19 protein-coding genes and 1 other RNA gene are annotated in these 15,434 nt (G+C 57.7%); 13 read left to right on the plus strand and 7 right to left on the minus strand.

What is annotated here, in order from left to right; all coding sequences use genetic code 11:
* Positions 1-44: 44 nt before the first annotated feature.
* The 5 genes from acuI to AC2FD8_RS11170 form a co-directional block, all read right to left on the minus strand.
* Positions 45-1,040, minus strand: a complete 996-nt coding sequence (gene acuI / locus AC2FD8_RS11150; protein ID WP_496856104.1) for an acryloyl-CoA reductase — start codon at positions 1,038-1,040, stop codon at positions 45-47.
* Positions 1,041-1,141: 101 nt separating this feature from the next.
* The gene (locus AC2FD8_RS11155) at positions 1,142-2,245 is read right to left on the minus strand and encodes a dimethylsulfoniopropionate demethylase (protein ID WP_496856106.1); all 1,104 of its coding nucleotides are present in this window, start codon (positions 2,243-2,245) and stop codon (positions 1,142-1,144) included.
* Positions 2,246-2,773, minus strand: a complete 528-nt coding sequence (locus AC2FD8_RS11160) for a DinB family protein (RefSeq protein ID WP_496856108.1) — start codon at positions 2,771-2,773, stop codon at positions 2,246-2,248.
* Positions 2,773-3,477 carry a DUF1326 domain-containing protein gene (locus AC2FD8_RS11165; protein ID WP_496856110.1) on the minus strand — a complete coding sequence of 235 codons (705 nt, stop codon included), beginning with the start codon at positions 3,475-3,477 and terminating at the stop codon, positions 2,773-2,775. The genes AC2FD8_RS11160 and AC2FD8_RS11165 overlap by 1 nt, the downstream gene beginning before the upstream one ends.
* 4 nt (positions 3,478-3,481) lie before the next feature.
* The gene (locus tag AC2FD8_RS11170) at positions 3,482-4,273 is read right to left on the minus strand and encodes a DUF2182 domain-containing protein (protein WP_496856112.1); all 792 of its coding nucleotides are present in this window, start codon (positions 4,271-4,273) and stop codon (positions 3,482-3,484) included.
* A gap of 84 nt (positions 4,274-4,357) precedes the next feature.
* Between AC2FD8_RS11170 and AC2FD8_RS11175 the strand changes: the two genes are divergently transcribed.
* The 9 genes from AC2FD8_RS11175 (at position 4,358) to AC2FD8_RS11215 (ending at position 11,268) form a co-directional block, all read left to right on the plus strand.
* Complete coding sequence (locus AC2FD8_RS11175; protein ID WP_496856114.1) at positions 4,358-5,089, plus strand: FadR/GntR family transcriptional regulator; 732 nt, start codon at positions 4,358-4,360, stop codon at positions 5,087-5,089.
* A gap of 127 nt (positions 5,090-5,216) precedes the next feature.
* On the plus strand, positions 5,217-6,617 hold the full coding sequence (locus AC2FD8_RS11180; protein ID WP_496856115.1) for a selenium-binding protein SBP56-related protein: 1,401 nt from the start codon (positions 5,217-5,219) through the stop codon (positions 6,615-6,617).
* Positions 6,618-6,630: 13 nt separating this feature from the next.
* Positions 6,631-7,281, plus strand: coding sequence for a hypothetical protein (locus AC2FD8_RS11185; protein ID WP_496856117.1), 651 nt, complete (start codon positions 6,631-6,633; stop codon positions 7,279-7,281).
* A gap of 75 nt (positions 7,282-7,356) precedes the next feature.
* Positions 7,357-8,007, plus strand: coding sequence for a TenA family protein (locus AC2FD8_RS11190; protein WP_496856118.1), 651 nt, complete (start codon positions 7,357-7,359; stop codon positions 8,005-8,007).
* 18 nt (positions 8,008-8,025) lie between these two features.
* Positions 8,026-8,388 carry a DUF4345 family protein gene (locus tag AC2FD8_RS11195; protein WP_496856120.1) on the plus strand — a complete coding sequence of 121 codons (363 nt, stop codon included), beginning with the start codon at positions 8,026-8,028 and terminating at the stop codon, positions 8,386-8,388.
* Positions 8,389-8,413: 25 nt separating this feature from the next.
* Positions 8,414-8,786, plus strand: a transfer-messenger RNA (tmRNA) gene (gene ssrA, locus AC2FD8_RS11200).
* Positions 8,787-8,886: 100 nt separating this feature from the next.
* Positions 8,887-9,318 (plus strand): ester cyclase, encoded by a 432-nt coding sequence (locus AC2FD8_RS11205; protein WP_496856122.1) that lies wholly within the window; start codon positions 8,887-8,889, stop codon positions 9,316-9,318.
* A 161-nt stretch (positions 9,319-9,479) separates the two neighbouring features.
* A complete protein-coding gene (gene chrA, locus AC2FD8_RS11210) occupies positions 9,480-10,733 on the plus strand; it encodes a chromate efflux transporter (protein ID WP_496856124.1) in 1,254 nt (417 codons plus the stop codon).
* A gap of 76 nt (positions 10,734-10,809) precedes the next feature.
* Positions 10,810-11,268, plus strand: coding sequence for an SspB family protein (locus AC2FD8_RS11215; protein ID WP_496856126.1), 459 nt, complete (start codon positions 10,810-10,812; stop codon positions 11,266-11,268).
* Between the two features lie 29 nt (positions 11,269-11,297).
* Here the strand turns inward: AC2FD8_RS11215 and AC2FD8_RS11220 are convergent, their stop codons facing one another.
* Complete coding sequence (locus AC2FD8_RS11220) at positions 11,298-11,813, minus strand: hypothetical protein (RefSeq protein ID WP_496856204.1); 516 nt, start codon at positions 11,811-11,813, stop codon at positions 11,298-11,300.
* A 240-nt stretch (positions 11,814-12,053) separates the two neighbouring features.
* Here AC2FD8_RS11220 and fumC point away from each other — a divergent pair, with 240 nt between their 5' ends.
* Genes fumC through AC2FD8_RS11240 form a run of 4 tightly spaced genes read left to right on the plus strand, consistent with a single transcriptional unit; the run spans position 12,054 to position 14,503 of the window.
* Complete coding sequence (gene fumC, locus AC2FD8_RS11225; RefSeq protein ID WP_496856128.1) at positions 12,054-13,448, plus strand: class II fumarate hydratase; 1,395 nt, start codon at positions 12,054-12,056, stop codon at positions 13,446-13,448.
* Positions 13,448-13,624, plus strand: coding sequence for a DUF4169 family protein (locus tag AC2FD8_RS11230; RefSeq protein WP_496856130.1), 177 nt, complete (start codon positions 13,448-13,450; stop codon positions 13,622-13,624). The genes fumC and AC2FD8_RS11230 overlap by 1 nt, the downstream gene beginning before the upstream one ends.
* Positions 13,621-13,842 (plus strand): ribbon-helix-helix domain-containing protein, encoded by a 222-nt coding sequence (locus AC2FD8_RS11235; RefSeq protein ID WP_496856132.1) that lies wholly within the window; start codon positions 13,621-13,623, stop codon positions 13,840-13,842. The genes AC2FD8_RS11230 and AC2FD8_RS11235 overlap by 4 nt, the downstream gene beginning before the upstream one ends.
* Before the next feature lie 58 nt (positions 13,843-13,900).
* The gene (locus AC2FD8_RS11240) at positions 13,901-14,503 is read left to right on the plus strand and encodes a DNA-3-methyladenine glycosylase I (RefSeq protein ID WP_496856133.1); all 603 of its coding nucleotides are present in this window, start codon (positions 13,901-13,903) and stop codon (positions 14,501-14,503) included.
* 3 nt (positions 14,504-14,506) lie between these two features.
* Here the strand turns inward: AC2FD8_RS11240 and AC2FD8_RS11245 are convergent, their stop codons facing one another.
* Entirely contained in the window at positions 14,507-15,388 is an 882-nt protein-coding gene (locus tag AC2FD8_RS11245; protein WP_496856135.1) for a fructose bisphosphate aldolase, read from the minus strand.
* Positions 15,389-15,434 lie beyond the last annotated feature (46 nt).

Genomic DNA, 15,434 nt, shown 5'->3' on the forward strand with positions numbered 1-15,434 from the left:
AGCAGGTTAAGCCAGGGCAGTTCTGCCCCGGCTATTTTCTTGAATCAGGCGTTTACGTCGACGACAACGCGCCCTTTGACCTGACCTTTCAAAATATCCGCGCCCAGTTGTGGCAAATCGGACAGAGCCGCCGGATGCACCATGGCCTCCAGCTTGTCCATTGGCAGGTCGGTCGCGATGCGCTGCCAAGCCCGCAGACGGTTGTCATAAGGCTGCATCACACTGTCGATCCCCAGAAGGTTCACCCCGCGCAGCAGGAAGGGAATCACTGTTGCAGGCAGCCCTGCGCCCCCAGCTAGACCAACCGCAGCGACCGAGCATCCGTACTTCATCTGCCCCAGAACACGTGCCAGCATGTCTCCGCCAACGGCGTCAACACAGCCCGCCCAGGTTTCGCTTTCCAGCGGGCGCTTCGTGGTCTCGTTCAGCTCTTCACGCGGCACGATGGTCGTGGCACCTAGCGATTTCAGGTAATCGCCGGTCTCGGGACGACCGGTCACAGCCGCGACCTCATAGCCCAGATTTCCCAAAATGGCCGTTGCCACCGATCCCACGCCACCTGCAGCACCGGTTACCAGAACGGGCCCGCGATCCGGCGTCAACCCGTGATCCTCCAGCGCCATCACTGCCAACATGGCCGTGAACCCGGCTGTTCCAACAGCCATTGCCTGCCGAGCGTCCAACCCATCCGGCAAAGGCACCAACCAATCGGCCCGCGCGTTGGCTTTCTGCGTGTAGCCACCCCAATGGGCCTCACCCACGCGCCAGCCAGTCAGAACCACCTTGTCACCGGGCTTGTAACGATCGTCCGACGACGCCTCGACGGTTCCGGCATAGTCGATACCGGGAATGTGCGGATAGTTCCGAACCAGGCCACCGCCCTTGGCCGACAAGCACAGACCATCCTTGTAGTTCACCGTCGAATACTCAACAGCAACCGTCACCTCTCCGTCCGGCAGATCCTCCAGCGAGAGCTGCTTGACCGAGGGGCTTGCCAGACCGCTTTCTTCATCCTTTTCCATAACCAAAGCATTGAACATATTGCTATCCTTTCATTTTTGGCGGCCAGCCCAATCCTTCACCTGGCCCAAAATACCTCGGGGGAGTCGCGCAGCGACGGGGGCAGAGCCCCCAGCCTCCGCTAGATCCAAAACTGCCCCTGCACCGTCGCGCCCCGCATTCCATCAGGCGTTTCAACCTCGACCCTGGTTCCGGCGTCCCAATGGCTCAACTTGACCATACCTATCGACACATTGGTCGCGAAATCCGGAGACCACGCCGAAGACGTCACCTGACCCACCTGCTTTCCGTCTGCAAAGATAGGCCAAGGCTGAACACAAGGCGGCACAGCATCACCGTCAATCGCGATCGGACGTATCTGCTGCACAGGGCCTTCCTTGGCCACACGCAACAACGCATCCCGGCCCACACAGCCAATGGCGGTATGCGTATTGCAGAACTTGCCCAGTCCACATTCATGTGGCGTGTTGTCGTCGGTCATATCATTGCCATAGGATAACAATCCGCCCTCAATCCGCTCGATCAGGTTGGGGCACCCGGCCCGCACGTTCAGGTCTTCACCCGCTGCGAACAAAGCATTCCACAGCGGCATACCGATGTCGCGGCCCTCAACGTAAATCTCGAACCCGCCCTGTTTCGAGTAGCCCGAGCGCGCAACAGCCAGATCGCGCCCTTCGAATTCGAACATGTCGAACTTGAAGAAACGAATATCGCGCACACGGTCCCCGAATACGCGCGCCATCAGCTCATTTGCCTTTGGCCCCTGAACAGCCAAGGGCGACACGTCCGGTTCATCAACTAGCACATCAAGACGATATCCGTTGGCCAACCCTTTGACCCAAAGCAACAAATCGCTGTCGGCGATAGAGATCCACCAGCGGTCCTCCGACAGCTTAACGGCCACGGGATCGTTCAGCATCCCGCCGGTTTCGTCCACAATCGGCACATAGAAACACTGCCCGGGCAGCATGCCGCGCAGGTCGCGCGGCGTCAGCATCTGCATCAAGCGCGCAGCATCCGGCCCGCGCAGCTCAACCTGACGTTCACAGGAGACGTCCCAGACCTGCACATTCTTTTTCAGGTGATGGTAGTCGGCCTCGACACTTTCAAAAACCGTCGGCAACAGCATGCGGTTATAGACCGTATAGCCTTTGACACCAGCGGCTTCGACGCCTTCGGAAAACGGCGTACGACGCAGGCGACGAGACAGGGATATTTGCGGCATTCAGCCCTCCTTTGGCATGAAGCAAAGATCGCTGACCGGAGCCTCGGATCCGGCTTCGGTCAGCATTTTGTGGAGTTGTCCACGATGATGGGTTTGATGGTTGAAGAAATGCATCACGCATTGTGCGTAAGGCAAAGTAACATCAGCCTCTTTTGCGGCTGAGTACCAAGTGAAAGGACCTGACAGAACCTCATCACCCAGCGTATCCGCCCAATCCGAGATCCGGTCATCCATCGTCACGCGCAGAGCCAGCCAGCTATCAAGGTCAGGGCAGAGATGCACGCTTTCGTGGATGCCGCCTCCGGGTCGGTGGATATTGCTCTCTGGTCCCGGCCCTTTGTCAAAACGCGACATCCAGATCCAGTCGCCCCACAGCAAGTGGTTTGCCGTGCCCATGATCGAGCCGAAAAACGCGCCGCGTTCCTGCATCAACTCCTCGGACGATAGCGCTTGAAGAAACTCAGACAACTGGCTGTTTTGCCAGTCGTTATAGCGCGCCATTTGTCGGGCAAAGGCTCCGGTGATCATCACTTGGGCCCGTGCCAGTCAATCGGGCAGATCTCGGCCGATTTACCGCCGAAGTCCCATACGCGGCCATAGTCGCGCACTTTCGATTTGTTTCCGCGCGCCACGATGATGTCCGGCCCCATCCAGTATTTGGAGTTCGACACCACCACCGGATGCTCAGGGTCTTTACCGCCCAGCATCTCGATCTCGCCTTGGATCTTGCGACCAATCGCGATTCTGCGCTTGTTGCCGTCCCGTTCGATCTGGACCGGAGCACGTTCGGCCCCGATGATCTCACTCACCAGCATGGTGAACAGGCCAGTGGTGCCGCCGGCCTGACCACTGAAAATCTGAAGCAGCCCGTTATAGGCCTTGCCGCTGGCGCGTTCATCGACATAGGCAGCGACTTTCCACTGCCCCTCGCCCATGCGGCCCGGAATATCGACCAGAAGACCAACATTCAGGCCCGACAGATCCTCGCCCTCGTAATGCCCTTCGTCGATGATCACACCCATCCACGCGTGGCAATGCCCCTCGGTCGGAGGGTGCGCGCCCAATGAGACCACGCAGGGACAGAACACATCGCATGAGCAGTTCAGGATCAGCTCGCCCTTGATGGACCAATCCGTCGGGCTCATCTCGCGCCGTTTGGGGTTGGGCATACGGCTGTCGATCCGCTGACTTATCGGTAGCCGGTCGGCCTCGGGTTTTCTGTTTTTCGCCATCAGCTTATCCTCCGTAAGCAAAGGGATAGATCAGCAGCACAACACCGCCTGCGATCAGTATGAACCCCATGGGTCGGGTCACAGCATGCCCGATCTGGGGGAGTTTTTCCAAAACCATGAACAAGGTCGCCAGCCCCATCCACAAAAGGCTCATGACGCCACCAACAAAGCCGAGCGCCATGAAGCCCCAGCAGCAACCGACGCAGAACGCGCCGAGCCCCAGCCCCATTCTCACACCGCCAGCGAAACCGGTTTTCCAATGGCTCAGGAAATACGTCATTGGAGCGTGACAGACACCGTGGCAGACCTCTTTCGCGCGGGTGAACTGGAAAGCGCCGACCACGATCAGCAGCCCTCCGGCCACCCAATGGGACTTGGCGATGCCCAGCATGTCGACAAACCCACCGAACAGCAGGGCTAGCTGTACACCCGCGATCAGCGCCGCAAACCCGACCCAGACGATGAAATACCCGGCCAGAACGCCCAGCCATCCAGCCCGCGTGCCATTGGCGCTGCGGATCAGGTCGTCATAGCTGCGCAGGGTTGGCACCAGTGTCGGCAGCATCATCGCCGCCATCATGATCGCCCACATCCAGAACAAAGGTCCGAACTCTGCCATGGGCATATACATATCCATGCGCGGGTCCATCGCTGCCATAGCCTGTCCCATCGGCCCCGGCCGACCAATGAAGTCGAGGTCCATGTCGCGGCTCATCGAGAACATGACCCACCACGCCCACAGGATCACAGCATAGAACGCCAGCCACATTCCGCTGCGGAATAATGCGCGACTCATGTGATCCTCCGACTCAACTCTCTTGCTTTTCAAATGTCAGACTTTTAAATGTCAGACAAATAAAATTTTCAGACCGGCCCCAAAATGAAGATAGACCCAGCCAATCCTGCAGACCTTTCTGCCCAGATCGCACAGGCCATTCGGAGCGCGATTGTGTCGGGCGAATTGATCGTGGATGAGCGCTTGCCCTCTGAGGCGGAACTTGCCGATCAATTTCAGGTGTCGCGGCCCACCGTGCGCGAGGCGCTAAAGCGTTTGGCTGCGCAATCCCTGATCCGCACCCAGCGCGGTGCAACCGGTGGGGCCTTTGTGAACCGGATCAGCTTTGAGGACGCCTATTCGCAGCAAATCACCACCTCGACCCTGCTGCTGTCGATGAACGCCGTCAGTTTCGACACGGCCTGCGAAGCGCGATACGCCCTGGAACGCGCCTGCGCAGCCTTGTCGGCCCAACGTCGCACCGCGGATCAACTGGCAACGATGCGGGCCGAGATCTTCCGTCAGGCCCAGCCGGGTCTGACAGATGAGGCCTTCTGCGCCTCGGACGTCGCCTTTCACCGTGCGCTGGTCGATGGCGCAGACAATCCGGTGCTGTCCTATCAACTGGCGGGTGCGGTCGAGGCCATGCAGCCGCTGATGAACATGATCACCTTCACCGCGCGCTCTCGCGAGGAGATCATCGCACTGCACACCAAGATCGCAGATGCACTTGAGGCGCGTGATGCCCCATCGGTGGACGCGACGCTGATCGAACTTGAAACCTATACACGCCAACTGGCCCTAGACGTGGCCGAGCGCAAACGTAAAACCGCCTGACACTCAGGCCCGAAATCTGACGCAGACCAACAGGCAGAAAGGAAGCACGAGCAGGCAGGATGTCACCCGGCACCAAGACCGGAACTCTCAGAATGAATTGAATATCAATGACTTACGGGAGGATGTTATGAATACGAGACCGGACCCAACCTTTTACCCATCCGCCAAGCTGGCGATGGAGGGGCCCACTGAGACGCTTGCTTTTACGCTGATGCTCAGCCCGGATTTTTCACAACCTGACGGGCTGGCCGTTGTAAATGTCGATCCGACTTCTGATGATTTCGGAAAGATCGTCCATCAGGTCATCATGCCGGAAAAAGGCGATGAATTTCATCACTTTGGCTGGAACGCCTGTTCCTCGGCGCTGTCGCCGCTGACGGGCCACGCGTTTCTGGAGCGGCGCTATCTGATCATTCCAGGCATCCGTTCAAGCCGGATCTATGTGATCGATGTGAAGAACCCGCTTGAGGCCAAAATTCATAAGATCATTGAACCGGAAGAAGTCTTTGCAAAGACAGGGTATTCACGCCCTCACACCATTCATTGCGGGCCCGAAGGCATCTATGTCAGCACCTTGGGCGGTGGCGGAGAGGACGGGACCGACGGCCCTCCCGGTATCTTCATCATGGATTGTGAAAGCTTCGAGATCATCGGACGGTATGAGATCGAACGCGGCGTGCAGGACAAGCACTATGATTTCTGGTGGAATCTGCCCCGCGACTACATGGTCAGTTCTGAATGGGGTCTACCGCCACAGTTCGAGAACGGGATCGTGGCCGAGGACCTGCTGTCGAACAAATACGGTCACAGCATCCATTTCTGGAACCTGCGCAGCCGCACCAATATCCAGACCATTGATCTGGGGGAAAACCACCAGATGGCGTTGGAGATCCGGCCCGCGCATGATCCGGTCAAACAGTATGGGTTCTGCGGCGTCGTTGTGGACACAACGAACCTGCAAGGTGCGATCTTCACATGGTGGCGAAACGAAGACGGCATGTTTGAGGCCAAGAAAACCATCACCATCGACCCGCAACCGGCTGACCCGGATGACCTGCCAGACTTGCTCAAAGGTTTCTCGGCTGTTCCACCGCTGGTGACGGATATCGACCTGAGCCTCGACGACAAATACCTCTATGTCGCCTGCTGGGGCACCGGTGAGATGCACCAATATGACGTCTCGGACCCGATGAACCCGACACTCGCGGGCAAGGTCGAAATTGGCGGGATCGTCAAAAAGACCAAACACCCGAACGGTCAGGACTTTGGCTATGGCCCGCAGATGGTCGAAATCAGCCGCGACGGCAAGCGGGTCTACTGGACCAACTCGCTCTATTCCACATGGGATGACCAATTCTATCCCGGCGAACGCGGTGCAGCCATGGTCAAGGCGGATGTCGGCGAGAACGGTGGCTTGACGCTGGACCCCAAATTCTGGGTCGAGTTCCCCGAAGGCTATCGCAGCCACCAGATCCGGCTGGAGGGCGGAGACTGTTCGACCGACAGTTTCTGCTACCCCTCGGTCTGAGTTGGACTTTCTGATGACATCAACGGCTGGCCTCTGGCTGGCCGTTGTTCTCAGCGGCGCCTATCACGGGTTGAATCCCGGCATGGGTTGGCCGCTTGCTGTCTCATCCGCCTTGATGGAGCAGCGCCAATCGGCCCTGTGGCGCGCCTTGGCCGCGCTAGCGGGCGGTCATTTCCTCGCGATGCTGGGTGTCCTGTTGCCATTTGCAATGATGGCCGTGTTGATCGACTACCAACGCGAAATCCGCATCGGGGCCGCGCTGATTGTCATCGCGATGGGGCTGTATATTGCAGTCACACGCAGCCACCCTCGGTTCTTGTCGCGCGTGCCGCCCAGCAAACTCGCGCTGTGGTCCTTTCTGGTCGCGCTCGCCCATGGCGCGGCCTTGATGCTGGTTCCGATCTATCTGGGCCTGTGCAACTTGGATGAGCTGGACGCCGGGCATCAGGCCATCTCTCAGATCATGACAACAAACACCCTGCTGGTTCTGGCCGTGGCCGCACTGCACACGGCGGCGATGATCCTTGGCGGCGGCCTTCTGGCCTTTGGCGTCTATCGCTGGCTTGGGCTGCAATTCCTCTCACGCACGTGGTTCAACCTTGAACTCATCTGGGCGCTCAGCCTGATTTTGGTCGGCGTGCTGGGGCTTTGGTCCGCAATCTAGTCACCGCACGATCACCTTGCACATGTCCTGAAAAACCGCTTTGTCCTGCTTTGAAAGAAGTTAGGAGTTCTCGAAGTGTCCAAGAACACGCGCCCCACGGAAATGCTGCGCCAGGGCAAGGCCGACGAATGGCAGGCGGCAACAACCCATGCCTTCACGCGCGAGCTGTCAGACGGCACCCTGCCCGAGGACAAGATGCGCTGGTATCTGCAACAGGACTATCAGTTCGTCGACGGCTTCGTCCGCCTGCTGGCCAGCGCCATCGCACACGCGCCCACCTTGGCCGACAGCGTTCCGGCCGCGCAGTTTCTTGCGGTGATCACCGGGCCTGAAAACACCTACTTCCTGCGTTCGCTCGAGGCGCTGGGCACCCAGCCCAGCACCGACCCTGCCCCCGCCACCAAGGCGTTTCAGGACCTGATGGCCGAGGCTGCGGCTTCGGGCCGGTATGAGAGCATGCTGGCAGTGCTGGTTGTCGCCGAATGGGTCTACCTCAGCTGGGCAAGCCCGGAAAATCCGCCGAAACCCGATCTGCCCTTCTGGTTCGCGGAATGGATCACGCTACATGCCGGAGAAGGCTTTGAAAGCGTGGTCGAATATCTGCGCGGGCAGCTTGACAAAACCTGGCCCACCTTGACGCCAGAAGCGCAAGCCGAGGTGACACGACTGTTCCACCGGGCAGTTGAGCTTGAGAAAGACTTCTTTGACGCCGCCTACGCGGTATAACCGGATAAAGGCACGATCATGGTACATATCCTCAACGTCATCGCGGCCCTGCTGACCATCGGCTTTGGCCTCTTTGGCTTTCTCGCGCCTTTGCACACTGCGACGGCGCTGGATCTGGCCCCGACCAACAGCACCATGGGCCTGAGCGAGATGCGCGCCTCGGTCGGAGGGTTGTTTGTGGTCACCGGCATTGCCGTGATCTGGCTGAACCACCCGATGGCCTATGCCATATTGGGCGTCGCCTATGCCGGAGCGGCTTTGGGGCGGTTCGTGTCGGTGCTGCTGGACAATCCACCGCTTGCCAAAGCCGTGATTTTCGGGGGAATTGAGCTGGTTTTAGCCGTCTGGCTGATCGCTGCAAATCTGAACCGTACCCCGTGATTTACAGTGTCCGGAGGTCATTTCCGGGTTTGCATCCCGAAATCTCCTCACCTATATAAGGTCTGTCCTTCGGGACTATGGACATAAACGCGCTCGTAATAAGCGGATCGGACCCGGGGGCGGTACCCGGCGGCTCCACCATTTACCTTCTGGGGGCATCCTTCGTTTGAGGATCACTTTCAGGATCGGGGGGCCGAAATAGGATCGACGAACGTCTAAAGGGGTTAGCTTTGTCTCGGCTGTCTGCCACCGTTACCGGCGAAACTAGTACAATTGCAAACGACAATCGTGCTCCGGTTGCAGTTGCTGCGTAAGCAGTAACAAGACCGAAACTTAAGCCCTTGCGCCTAGCCGCGTAAGGCGGGGTTCGCAGGTACCTGGCAACAGAAACCTGCATTTCCCCCATTTTATGTCTGCTTTTATTTTTATTTCCGCACGGATTCAGAGTTTATTCATCCCTTTTGTCCAAAGTCATCTCAGACAGACAGGAGGGCCGGGATGACCCACTCAGATATCTTGAAAGCGTGGTATGCCGAAGTTTGGGAACAAGGGAATACCGATGCGATTGATCAGTACTTTGCGCCGGAAACCATGGCCGAGGGGCTGATCCCCGAAATGCAGGTTGGGGCCGATGATTTTCGCGACCTGGTGATGGCTTTCCGGCACATTCTGGGTGAAATCTCGGTCGAGCTGCCAAAAATTATCGAAAACGGGGATTGGGTGTCTGCCATTTTGCACGTCAAAACCTTCCGTGCTGACAATGGTGCTCCGCTGGAGGTGACGGGCCAGGTCATGGCCCGCTTCAAAGGCGACAAGATGGTCGAAGCCTACAACCAGTTCGATTTCATATCGTTTTTTGAACAGCTTGGTCAGTTTCCGCAGGATACCCTGCCCGTCTGCATGACAGGTCAGCAACTGGAATGGAGCTGAACACCCAAGCCACCTTGACCCCCAAGTTTCCAACGCGATAGCTAAGGCCATACGTACTGCGCGTATTCGGTGCGCGGCTGTTATTGCAAGGAAATGGATCATGCTTCGTGATCAAAAAAGCCAGCTGCCCGAGCGTATTTTGACCGTTGGGCTGACGTGATATGACGCCTACGGTACGAGACCTAGTTCTGGTCTTCGGCAGAATTGGTCTTTTGTCCTTCGGCGGCCCTGCGGCGCAAATATCCTTGATGCATCAGGAGTTGGTGGACCGTCGCGCCTGGCTGTCCGAGGAAACCTATTTGCGCGCCTTGTCCCTATGCATGTTGCTGCCGGGTCCAGAGGCAATGCAGCTGGCCACCTATGCCGGCTGGCGTCTTCGCGGCGTGACCGGAGGATTGATCGCGGGCACCCTGTTTGTTCTGCCGGGTGCGGTGGTGATTGCGACGCTGGTGCTGCTTTATGCAAGCTTTGGCACCCTGCCCCTTGTGCAAGCGGGTTTTCTGGGGATCAAAACCACCGTTATCGTGATCGTCCTGCAGGCGCTACTGAAGCTTTCTCGGAAGGCTCTAACCAATATGGAACACCGCCTTGTCGCGAGTTTCGGATTCCTTGGCATTTTTCTGTTCAACCTGCCCTTTCCGCTTATCATTCTGGCGGCCGCGCTATGGGGTTATGTTACGTACAAAGGACCCGTTGCGCAGCAAGACACCACCTCTCATGCCAGCGTTAGCAGCACATTGCGCACGGTTGCGATTTGGGTACCGCTTTGGCTTGGACCATTGGTCCTCCTATCCATGACCGGTCATCAGTTGCTCAGCGACTTGGGATGGTTCTTCGCCCGTCTGGCCGCGGTGACATTTGGCGGGGCCTATGCGGTTCTGGCCTACATGACCCAGACAGTGGTCGATCAATACCAATGGATCAGCACCGGTCAGATGATCGACGCTTTGGGCCTTGCCGAAACCACCCCCGGACCGTTGATCTTGGTCACACAATTCGTCGCAATGCTGACCGGACAAATCAACGGAGGGGTCTCGCTGGCATTCGCCGCAGGTGCGGTTGCGTTGTGGGCAACGTTTGTACCGTGTTTCCTCTGGATCTTTCTGGCCGCCCCGTATCTGGACAAACTGGCCTCGCGCCCTCGGCTCTCAGCTGCTCTGCATGGCATCACGGCAGCAGTCGTAGGTGTGATTCTCAACCTCTCCGTGTGGTTCGCGTTGAACGTTCTATTCGGTGTGGTTACGCAGTACAGTTGGGGGCCTGTCTCGATACCTCTGCCTGGGTGGGACTCGCTAAACCTCACTGCGGCTGCCCTTACTATCGCCGCTGGAGTATTGATTTTTCGGATAAAATTAGGGATGGCATCGGTTCTGGCGCTGATGGCCGTCGCGGGCATCGCACTCCAGTTATTCTGATCAATCCGGCGATACCCGCCCTTTCGTTTCCAGACAAAACGCCTATGCTGGAGGCAACCACTTTCGAGGATGACACATGTCGCAAGACATCGACTATGGAAACCTGATGCATACCGCCATGCGCGGGCTGATCAAAACCGTTCTGACCGGCGTCTCTGAAACCGGGCTGCCCGGCGCGCACCATTTCTTTATTACGTTCGACACCCGCGAAGACGGCGTCGACATCGCAGACTGGCTGCATGACCGCTATCCCGAAGAGATGACGATCGTGATGCAGCACTGGTTCGAAAACCTTGAGGTCGGCGAAAACGGCTTTGCCATTACGTTGAATTTCGGCGACGCGCCGGAACCGCTCTACATCCCTTACACGGCCATCAAGACCTTCGTGGACCCGTCCGTTGAATTCGGCCTGCGTTTTGAAGGCCCAGAGGATGACGATATGGACGAGGATTTCGTAGAAGAGACAATCGAGGTTGAAGAGCCCGAGATCCAGCGCGACGCCGATGTCGTCTCATTGGACAGTTTTCGCAAATAGGCAATCAAGCCCCGCGCCCGTCGCGGAGCTTATTGTTTTTGCAGAAAGGTCTCGACCGCGCGGGATTTGTTTCCGTTGATGAAGCGCGAGAAAGACAGGTTCAGCCCGCCTTCGGCCAGAGTACGATCATATTGCTGCAACTCGTAGCCACCCTGCGCATCAATAAACAAGGAAAACACGGTCAGCGTGTCCCCTTCGATCCGACCCCAGACAAAGGGCTCACCTTTCATGGGATTCAGCGGCACCTCGTGACCGAACACGTTCCGTTGCATGGCAGCCGAAAACACATCGGGCCGATCCGAGGGCACAAAATCCACCGAAAATTTCTGTTGCTTGACCCGCCCGTCCAGCTTGTAGGTCGTAGTGGTCCAGCTGACATTGAACCCGTTGCGGATCTCGTGAATCGACACGCTCATATCCCGAGGTGTCGCAGATCCATCCTCGTCAACAACTTTGGCCGACCCGGTGTAATTCCCGACGAATGGCGCGATATTCGCAGCGTTCACGAGCGTTCCAAGCAGGATCAACCCTATGGCCAACAGCATGGTTTTCAACGGGATCATCCGAACTGACATTGGCATTTCATCCTCCACCATGGCCACTTACACATTGTAGCTCAGCGGCAGGCGCGCACAATGGGCTTGCGTACGTGATTGGAACAATTTCACCCGCCTTGCGCCTATACCTTGGGTTTTGTTGAGTTTAAGCTGCGCGCAACTGGCCAATTGCGTTGCGGCGCTGCCTTGGCTAAACGGCATACAACTGCATACCAGACGGAGTACCCGATGTCTCAGACCCGCACCGAATCCGACAGCTTTGGCCCGCTTGAGGTTCCCACCGACAAGTACTGGGGCGCTCAGACACAGCGCTCGATCATGAACTTTCCCATCGGTTGGGAGAAGCAGCCCGTGGCCATCGTGCGCGCGCTGGGCGTGATCAAAAAAGCCTGCGCGATGGAGAACAAGGCGACCGGCAAGCTGGACGCCAAAATCGCCGACGCGATCATTCAGGCCGCTGGTGAGGTGATCGAGGGCAAGTTCGACGACAACTTCCCTCTGGTCGTATGGCAGACCGGTTCGGGCACGCAGTCCAACATGAACTCCAACGAAGTAATCGCAAACCGCGCGATCGAGATACTGGGCGGCGTGATCGGCTCGAAAGACCCGGTTCACCCCAATGATCACTGCAACATGGGCCAGTCGTCGAACGACACGTTCCCGACCGCCATGCATATCGCGACCGCCATGAGCGTGCGCGACGTCCTGCTGCCGGGGCTTGAGAAACTGGCATCCGGGCTGGAGCAGAAAGCGGCAGAATTCAAAGACATCATCAAGATCGGCCGGACGCATACGCAGGACGCGACGCCTCTGACCCTGGGTCAGGAATTCGGCGGCTATGCCCATCAGATCCGTCAGGGTATCGCCCGCGTGCAAGCCGCCCTGCCCGGCATTTATGAGCTGGCGCAAGGTGGTACGGCCGTGGGTACTGGCCTGAACACGCAGAACGGCTGGGGCGAAGCCGTCGCAGGACACATGGCCGAGATCACCGGCCTGCCCTTTGTCACAGCGCCCAACAAGTTCGAGGCCCTGGCAGCCCATGACGCGATGGTCTTCATGTCGGGCGCTTTGGCAACAATTGCGGGTAGCTGCTACAAGATTGCCAACGACATTCGCTTCCTCGGTTCCGGTCCCCGCTCGGGTCTGGGTGAGCTGATCCTGCCGGAAAACGAGCCCGGCTCCTCCATCATGCCCGGCAAGGTGAATCCGACACAGGCCGAGGCGCTGACCCAGGTCGCCGCACATGTGATGGGCAACAACGCCGCGATGACCTTCGCCGGTTCGCAAGGCCATTTTGAGCTGAACGTCTACAACCCGATGATGTCCTACAACCTGCTGCAGTCGATCCAACTGCTGGGCGACGCAAGCGACAGCTTTACCGAGCGGATGCTGCTGGGCATCAAGGCCAATGAGCCGCGCATCGAAAAGCTGATGAAGGAATCGCTGATGCTGGTGACCGCTCTGGCCCCGACCATTGGCTATGACAACGCCACCACGGTTGCCAAAACCGCGCATAAGAACGGCACCACCCTCAAGGAAGAGGCCATCGCGCTGGGCTTTGTCGATGCAGAAACCTTTGACGCCGTTGTGCGCCCCGAACAGATGATCGGTCCGAAAGACTGATGGGAAAGCCGGTCAACCTGAACCGGTATCGGAAAGAGAAAACGCGGGCCGAAAAAAAGGCCCGCGCGGATCAGAATGCGGTCGCCTTCGGGCGTAGCAAAGCCGAAAAACAGGTCGTGAAGCTGCAAAAAGACAAGCAGACCCGCGATCTGGACAATCACGAGCTGGATGAATGAGCGGACGACCGGTCAAACGCTCTCTGACCCTTAAGGGGCACCGGACATCGGTCTCGCTTGAGGATGAATTCTGGCGCGCGTTTCGCGATATTGCCGAGGAAAAACAACAGCCCATCAATGCTTTGGCTGCAGATATTGATGTCGCACGCGACCCTGATACAGGGCTGGCATCGGCCATTCGTGTTTTTGTTCTGAACTGGTACCGCGACAAGCTTTGACGCTTGTCTCAACCTAAGTTCTGAGTGTATCCTGACTAAGAACAAAATAGGTACATTCATGAGCAAAACCGTTTTGGGCCCTGATGGCCTTGCCCGATGCGCGTGGTGTCAAGCAGCGCCTGAGTTCTTCGACTATCACGACACAGAATGGGGTTACCCGGTGTCCGATGATCGACGACTGTTCGAAAAACTGTGTCTTGAAAGTTTTCAATCCGGCCTCAGTTGGCGCACGATCCTGAACAAGCGCGAGAATTTCCGTCGGGCCTTTTGCGACTTTGATTTCGATAGGATGGCAGAATTTTCTGAGGCAGATATCGAACGTCTATTGCAAGATGCAGGCATCATCCGCCATCGCGGCAAGATCGAAGCTGTGATCAACAACGCCAGATGCGCACAGGAGTTGGTGGCGCAGGAGGGTTCCCTTGCGGCCTATGTCTGGCGGTATGAAGCGACCTCACCGCCAGAACCACAGACCGCCAGCACCTCAGCCGAGTCAGTGGCGATGTCGAAAGACCTGAAGAAGCGGGGCTGGAAGTTTGTCGGCCCCACCACCGTTTTTGCCTTCATGCAGGCGATGGGGCTGATCAATGATCACGCAATGGGCTGCATCAGCCGGGAAAAAGCGGCACAGATGCGCCGCGATTTCGTCAAACCTGTCTAAGCGTTATGCCGACGCTTTGAAGATCTTGTCGATATTGCTGCCGAGGGCCGCGTTGAATTCGGCATCCGATTGCTGTTTCGAAAGCCCTTCGGTCAGCGCCCGCGAGAAAGACGCGATCATCTTGCCGTTCTGACCCAGCAGATCGCAGGCCTGCTCGGTCGAGTAACCACCCGACAGGGCCACGACACGCAGAACACGCGGGTGATCCGCCAACTCGTCATAGAGGTTCGCAGCGCTTGGGATGGTCAGTTTCAGCATGACCTCCTGCCCCTCGGCCAGTTGGTCCAGGTTTTTCAGGATTTCGGCTTTCAGGATATCCTCGGCCTCGGCCTTGGTATCCGAGTTGATATTCACCTCAGGCTCGACAATCGGCACCATGCCGGCGTCGGTCACAACGCGGGCCACGTCGAATTGCTGGGCAACAACTGCAGCGATGCCTTCGGCGTTGGCTTCGTGGATAACCGAGCGTTCCTTAGTGCCAAACACGCCTTCTGCTTGGGCCAGAGTTTCGGCCAGCCCCGGGATCGGCTTCATCATCTGCACACCGTTTGCAGTGTCTTCCAGACCCTTGTCGATTTTCAGGAACGGAACGATGCCTTTTACGGACCACAGATAGTCAGCCACCTTGCGGCCGTCGATCGATTCGCCAAGGGTGCGTTCGAACAGGATCGCGCCGATTACTTTGTCCTTGGTGAAGTCATCCGCCAGGATGATCCGTGCGCGCATGTTCTGGATTTCGCCGAACATCTCTTCTTCCGAGGCGTATTGCGCCGCGTCCACACCATAAAGCGCCAGTGCTTTAGGGGTTGATCCGCCACTTTGATCCAGTGCTGCAATAAAGCCTGCTCCGTCTGACATCTGCGCGCGCTGTTCTGCTTTGGACATAGTATTTTCCCGTTCAAGACTGATTCCGATTTCCTTCACCGCATAC

Source organism: Ruegeria sp. YTSC192 (assembly GCF_059609705.1).

What these genes read in the sequence shown, in the direction of transcription:
- acuI (WP_496856104.1), bottom strand. Translation starts at nt 1,040, where the DNA reads ATGTTCAATGCTTTGGTTATGGAAAAGGATGAAGAAAGCGGTCTGGCA.
- AC2FD8_RS11155 (WP_496856106.1), bottom strand. Translation starts at nt 2,245, where the DNA reads ATGCCGCAAATATCCCTGTCTCGTCGCCTGCGTCGTACGCCGTTTTCC.
- AC2FD8_RS11160 (WP_496856108.1), bottom strand. Translation starts at nt 2,773, where the DNA reads ATGATCACCGGAGCCTTTGCCCGACAAATGGCGCGCTATAACGACTGG.
- AC2FD8_RS11165 (WP_496856110.1), bottom strand. Translation starts at nt 3,477, where the DNA reads ATGGCGAAAAACAGAAAACCCGAGGCCGACCGGCTACCGATAAGTCAG.
- AC2FD8_RS11170 (WP_496856112.1), bottom strand. Translation starts at nt 4,273, where the DNA reads ATGAGTCGCGCATTATTCCGCAGCGGAATGTGGCTGGCGTTCTATGCT.
- AC2FD8_RS11175 (WP_496856114.1), top strand. Translation starts at nt 4,358, where the DNA reads ATGAAGATAGACCCAGCCAATCCTGCAGACCTTTCTGCCCAGATCGCA.
- AC2FD8_RS11180 (WP_496856115.1), top strand. Translation starts at nt 5,217, where the DNA reads ATGAATACGAGACCGGACCCAACCTTTTACCCATCCGCCAAGCTGGCG.
- AC2FD8_RS11185 (WP_496856117.1), top strand. Translation starts at nt 6,631, where the DNA reads ATGACATCAACGGCTGGCCTCTGGCTGGCCGTTGTTCTCAGCGGCGCC.
- AC2FD8_RS11195 (WP_496856120.1), top strand. Translation starts at nt 8,026, where the DNA reads ATGGTACATATCCTCAACGTCATCGCGGCCCTGCTGACCATCGGCTTT.
- AC2FD8_RS11205 (WP_496856122.1), top strand. Translation starts at nt 8,887, where the DNA reads ATGACCCACTCAGATATCTTGAAAGCGTGGTATGCCGAAGTTTGGGAA.
- chrA (WP_496856124.1), top strand. Translation starts at nt 9,480, where the DNA reads ATGACGCCTACGGTACGAGACCTAGTTCTGGTCTTCGGCAGAATTGGT.
- AC2FD8_RS11215 (WP_496856126.1), top strand. Translation starts at nt 10,810, where the DNA reads ATGTCGCAAGACATCGACTATGGAAACCTGATGCATACCGCCATGCGC.
- AC2FD8_RS11220 (WP_496856204.1), bottom strand. Translation starts at nt 11,813, where the DNA reads ATGCTGTTGGCCATAGGGTTGATCCTGCTTGGAACGCTCGTGAACGCT.
- fumC (WP_496856128.1), top strand. Translation starts at nt 12,054, where the DNA reads ATGTCTCAGACCCGCACCGAATCCGACAGCTTTGGCCCGCTTGAGGTT.
- AC2FD8_RS11230 (WP_496856130.1), top strand. Translation starts at nt 13,448, where the DNA reads ATGGGAAAGCCGGTCAACCTGAACCGGTATCGGAAAGAGAAAACGCGG.
- AC2FD8_RS11235 (WP_496856132.1), top strand. Translation starts at nt 13,621, where the DNA reads ATGAGCGGACGACCGGTCAAACGCTCTCTGACCCTTAAGGGGCACCGG.
- AC2FD8_RS11240 (WP_496856133.1), top strand. Translation starts at nt 13,901, where the DNA reads ATGAGCAAAACCGTTTTGGGCCCTGATGGCCTTGCCCGATGCGCGTGG.
- AC2FD8_RS11245 (WP_496856135.1), bottom strand. Translation starts at nt 15,388, where the DNA reads ATGTCCAAAGCAGAACAGCGCGCGCAGATGTCAGACGGAGCAGGCTTT.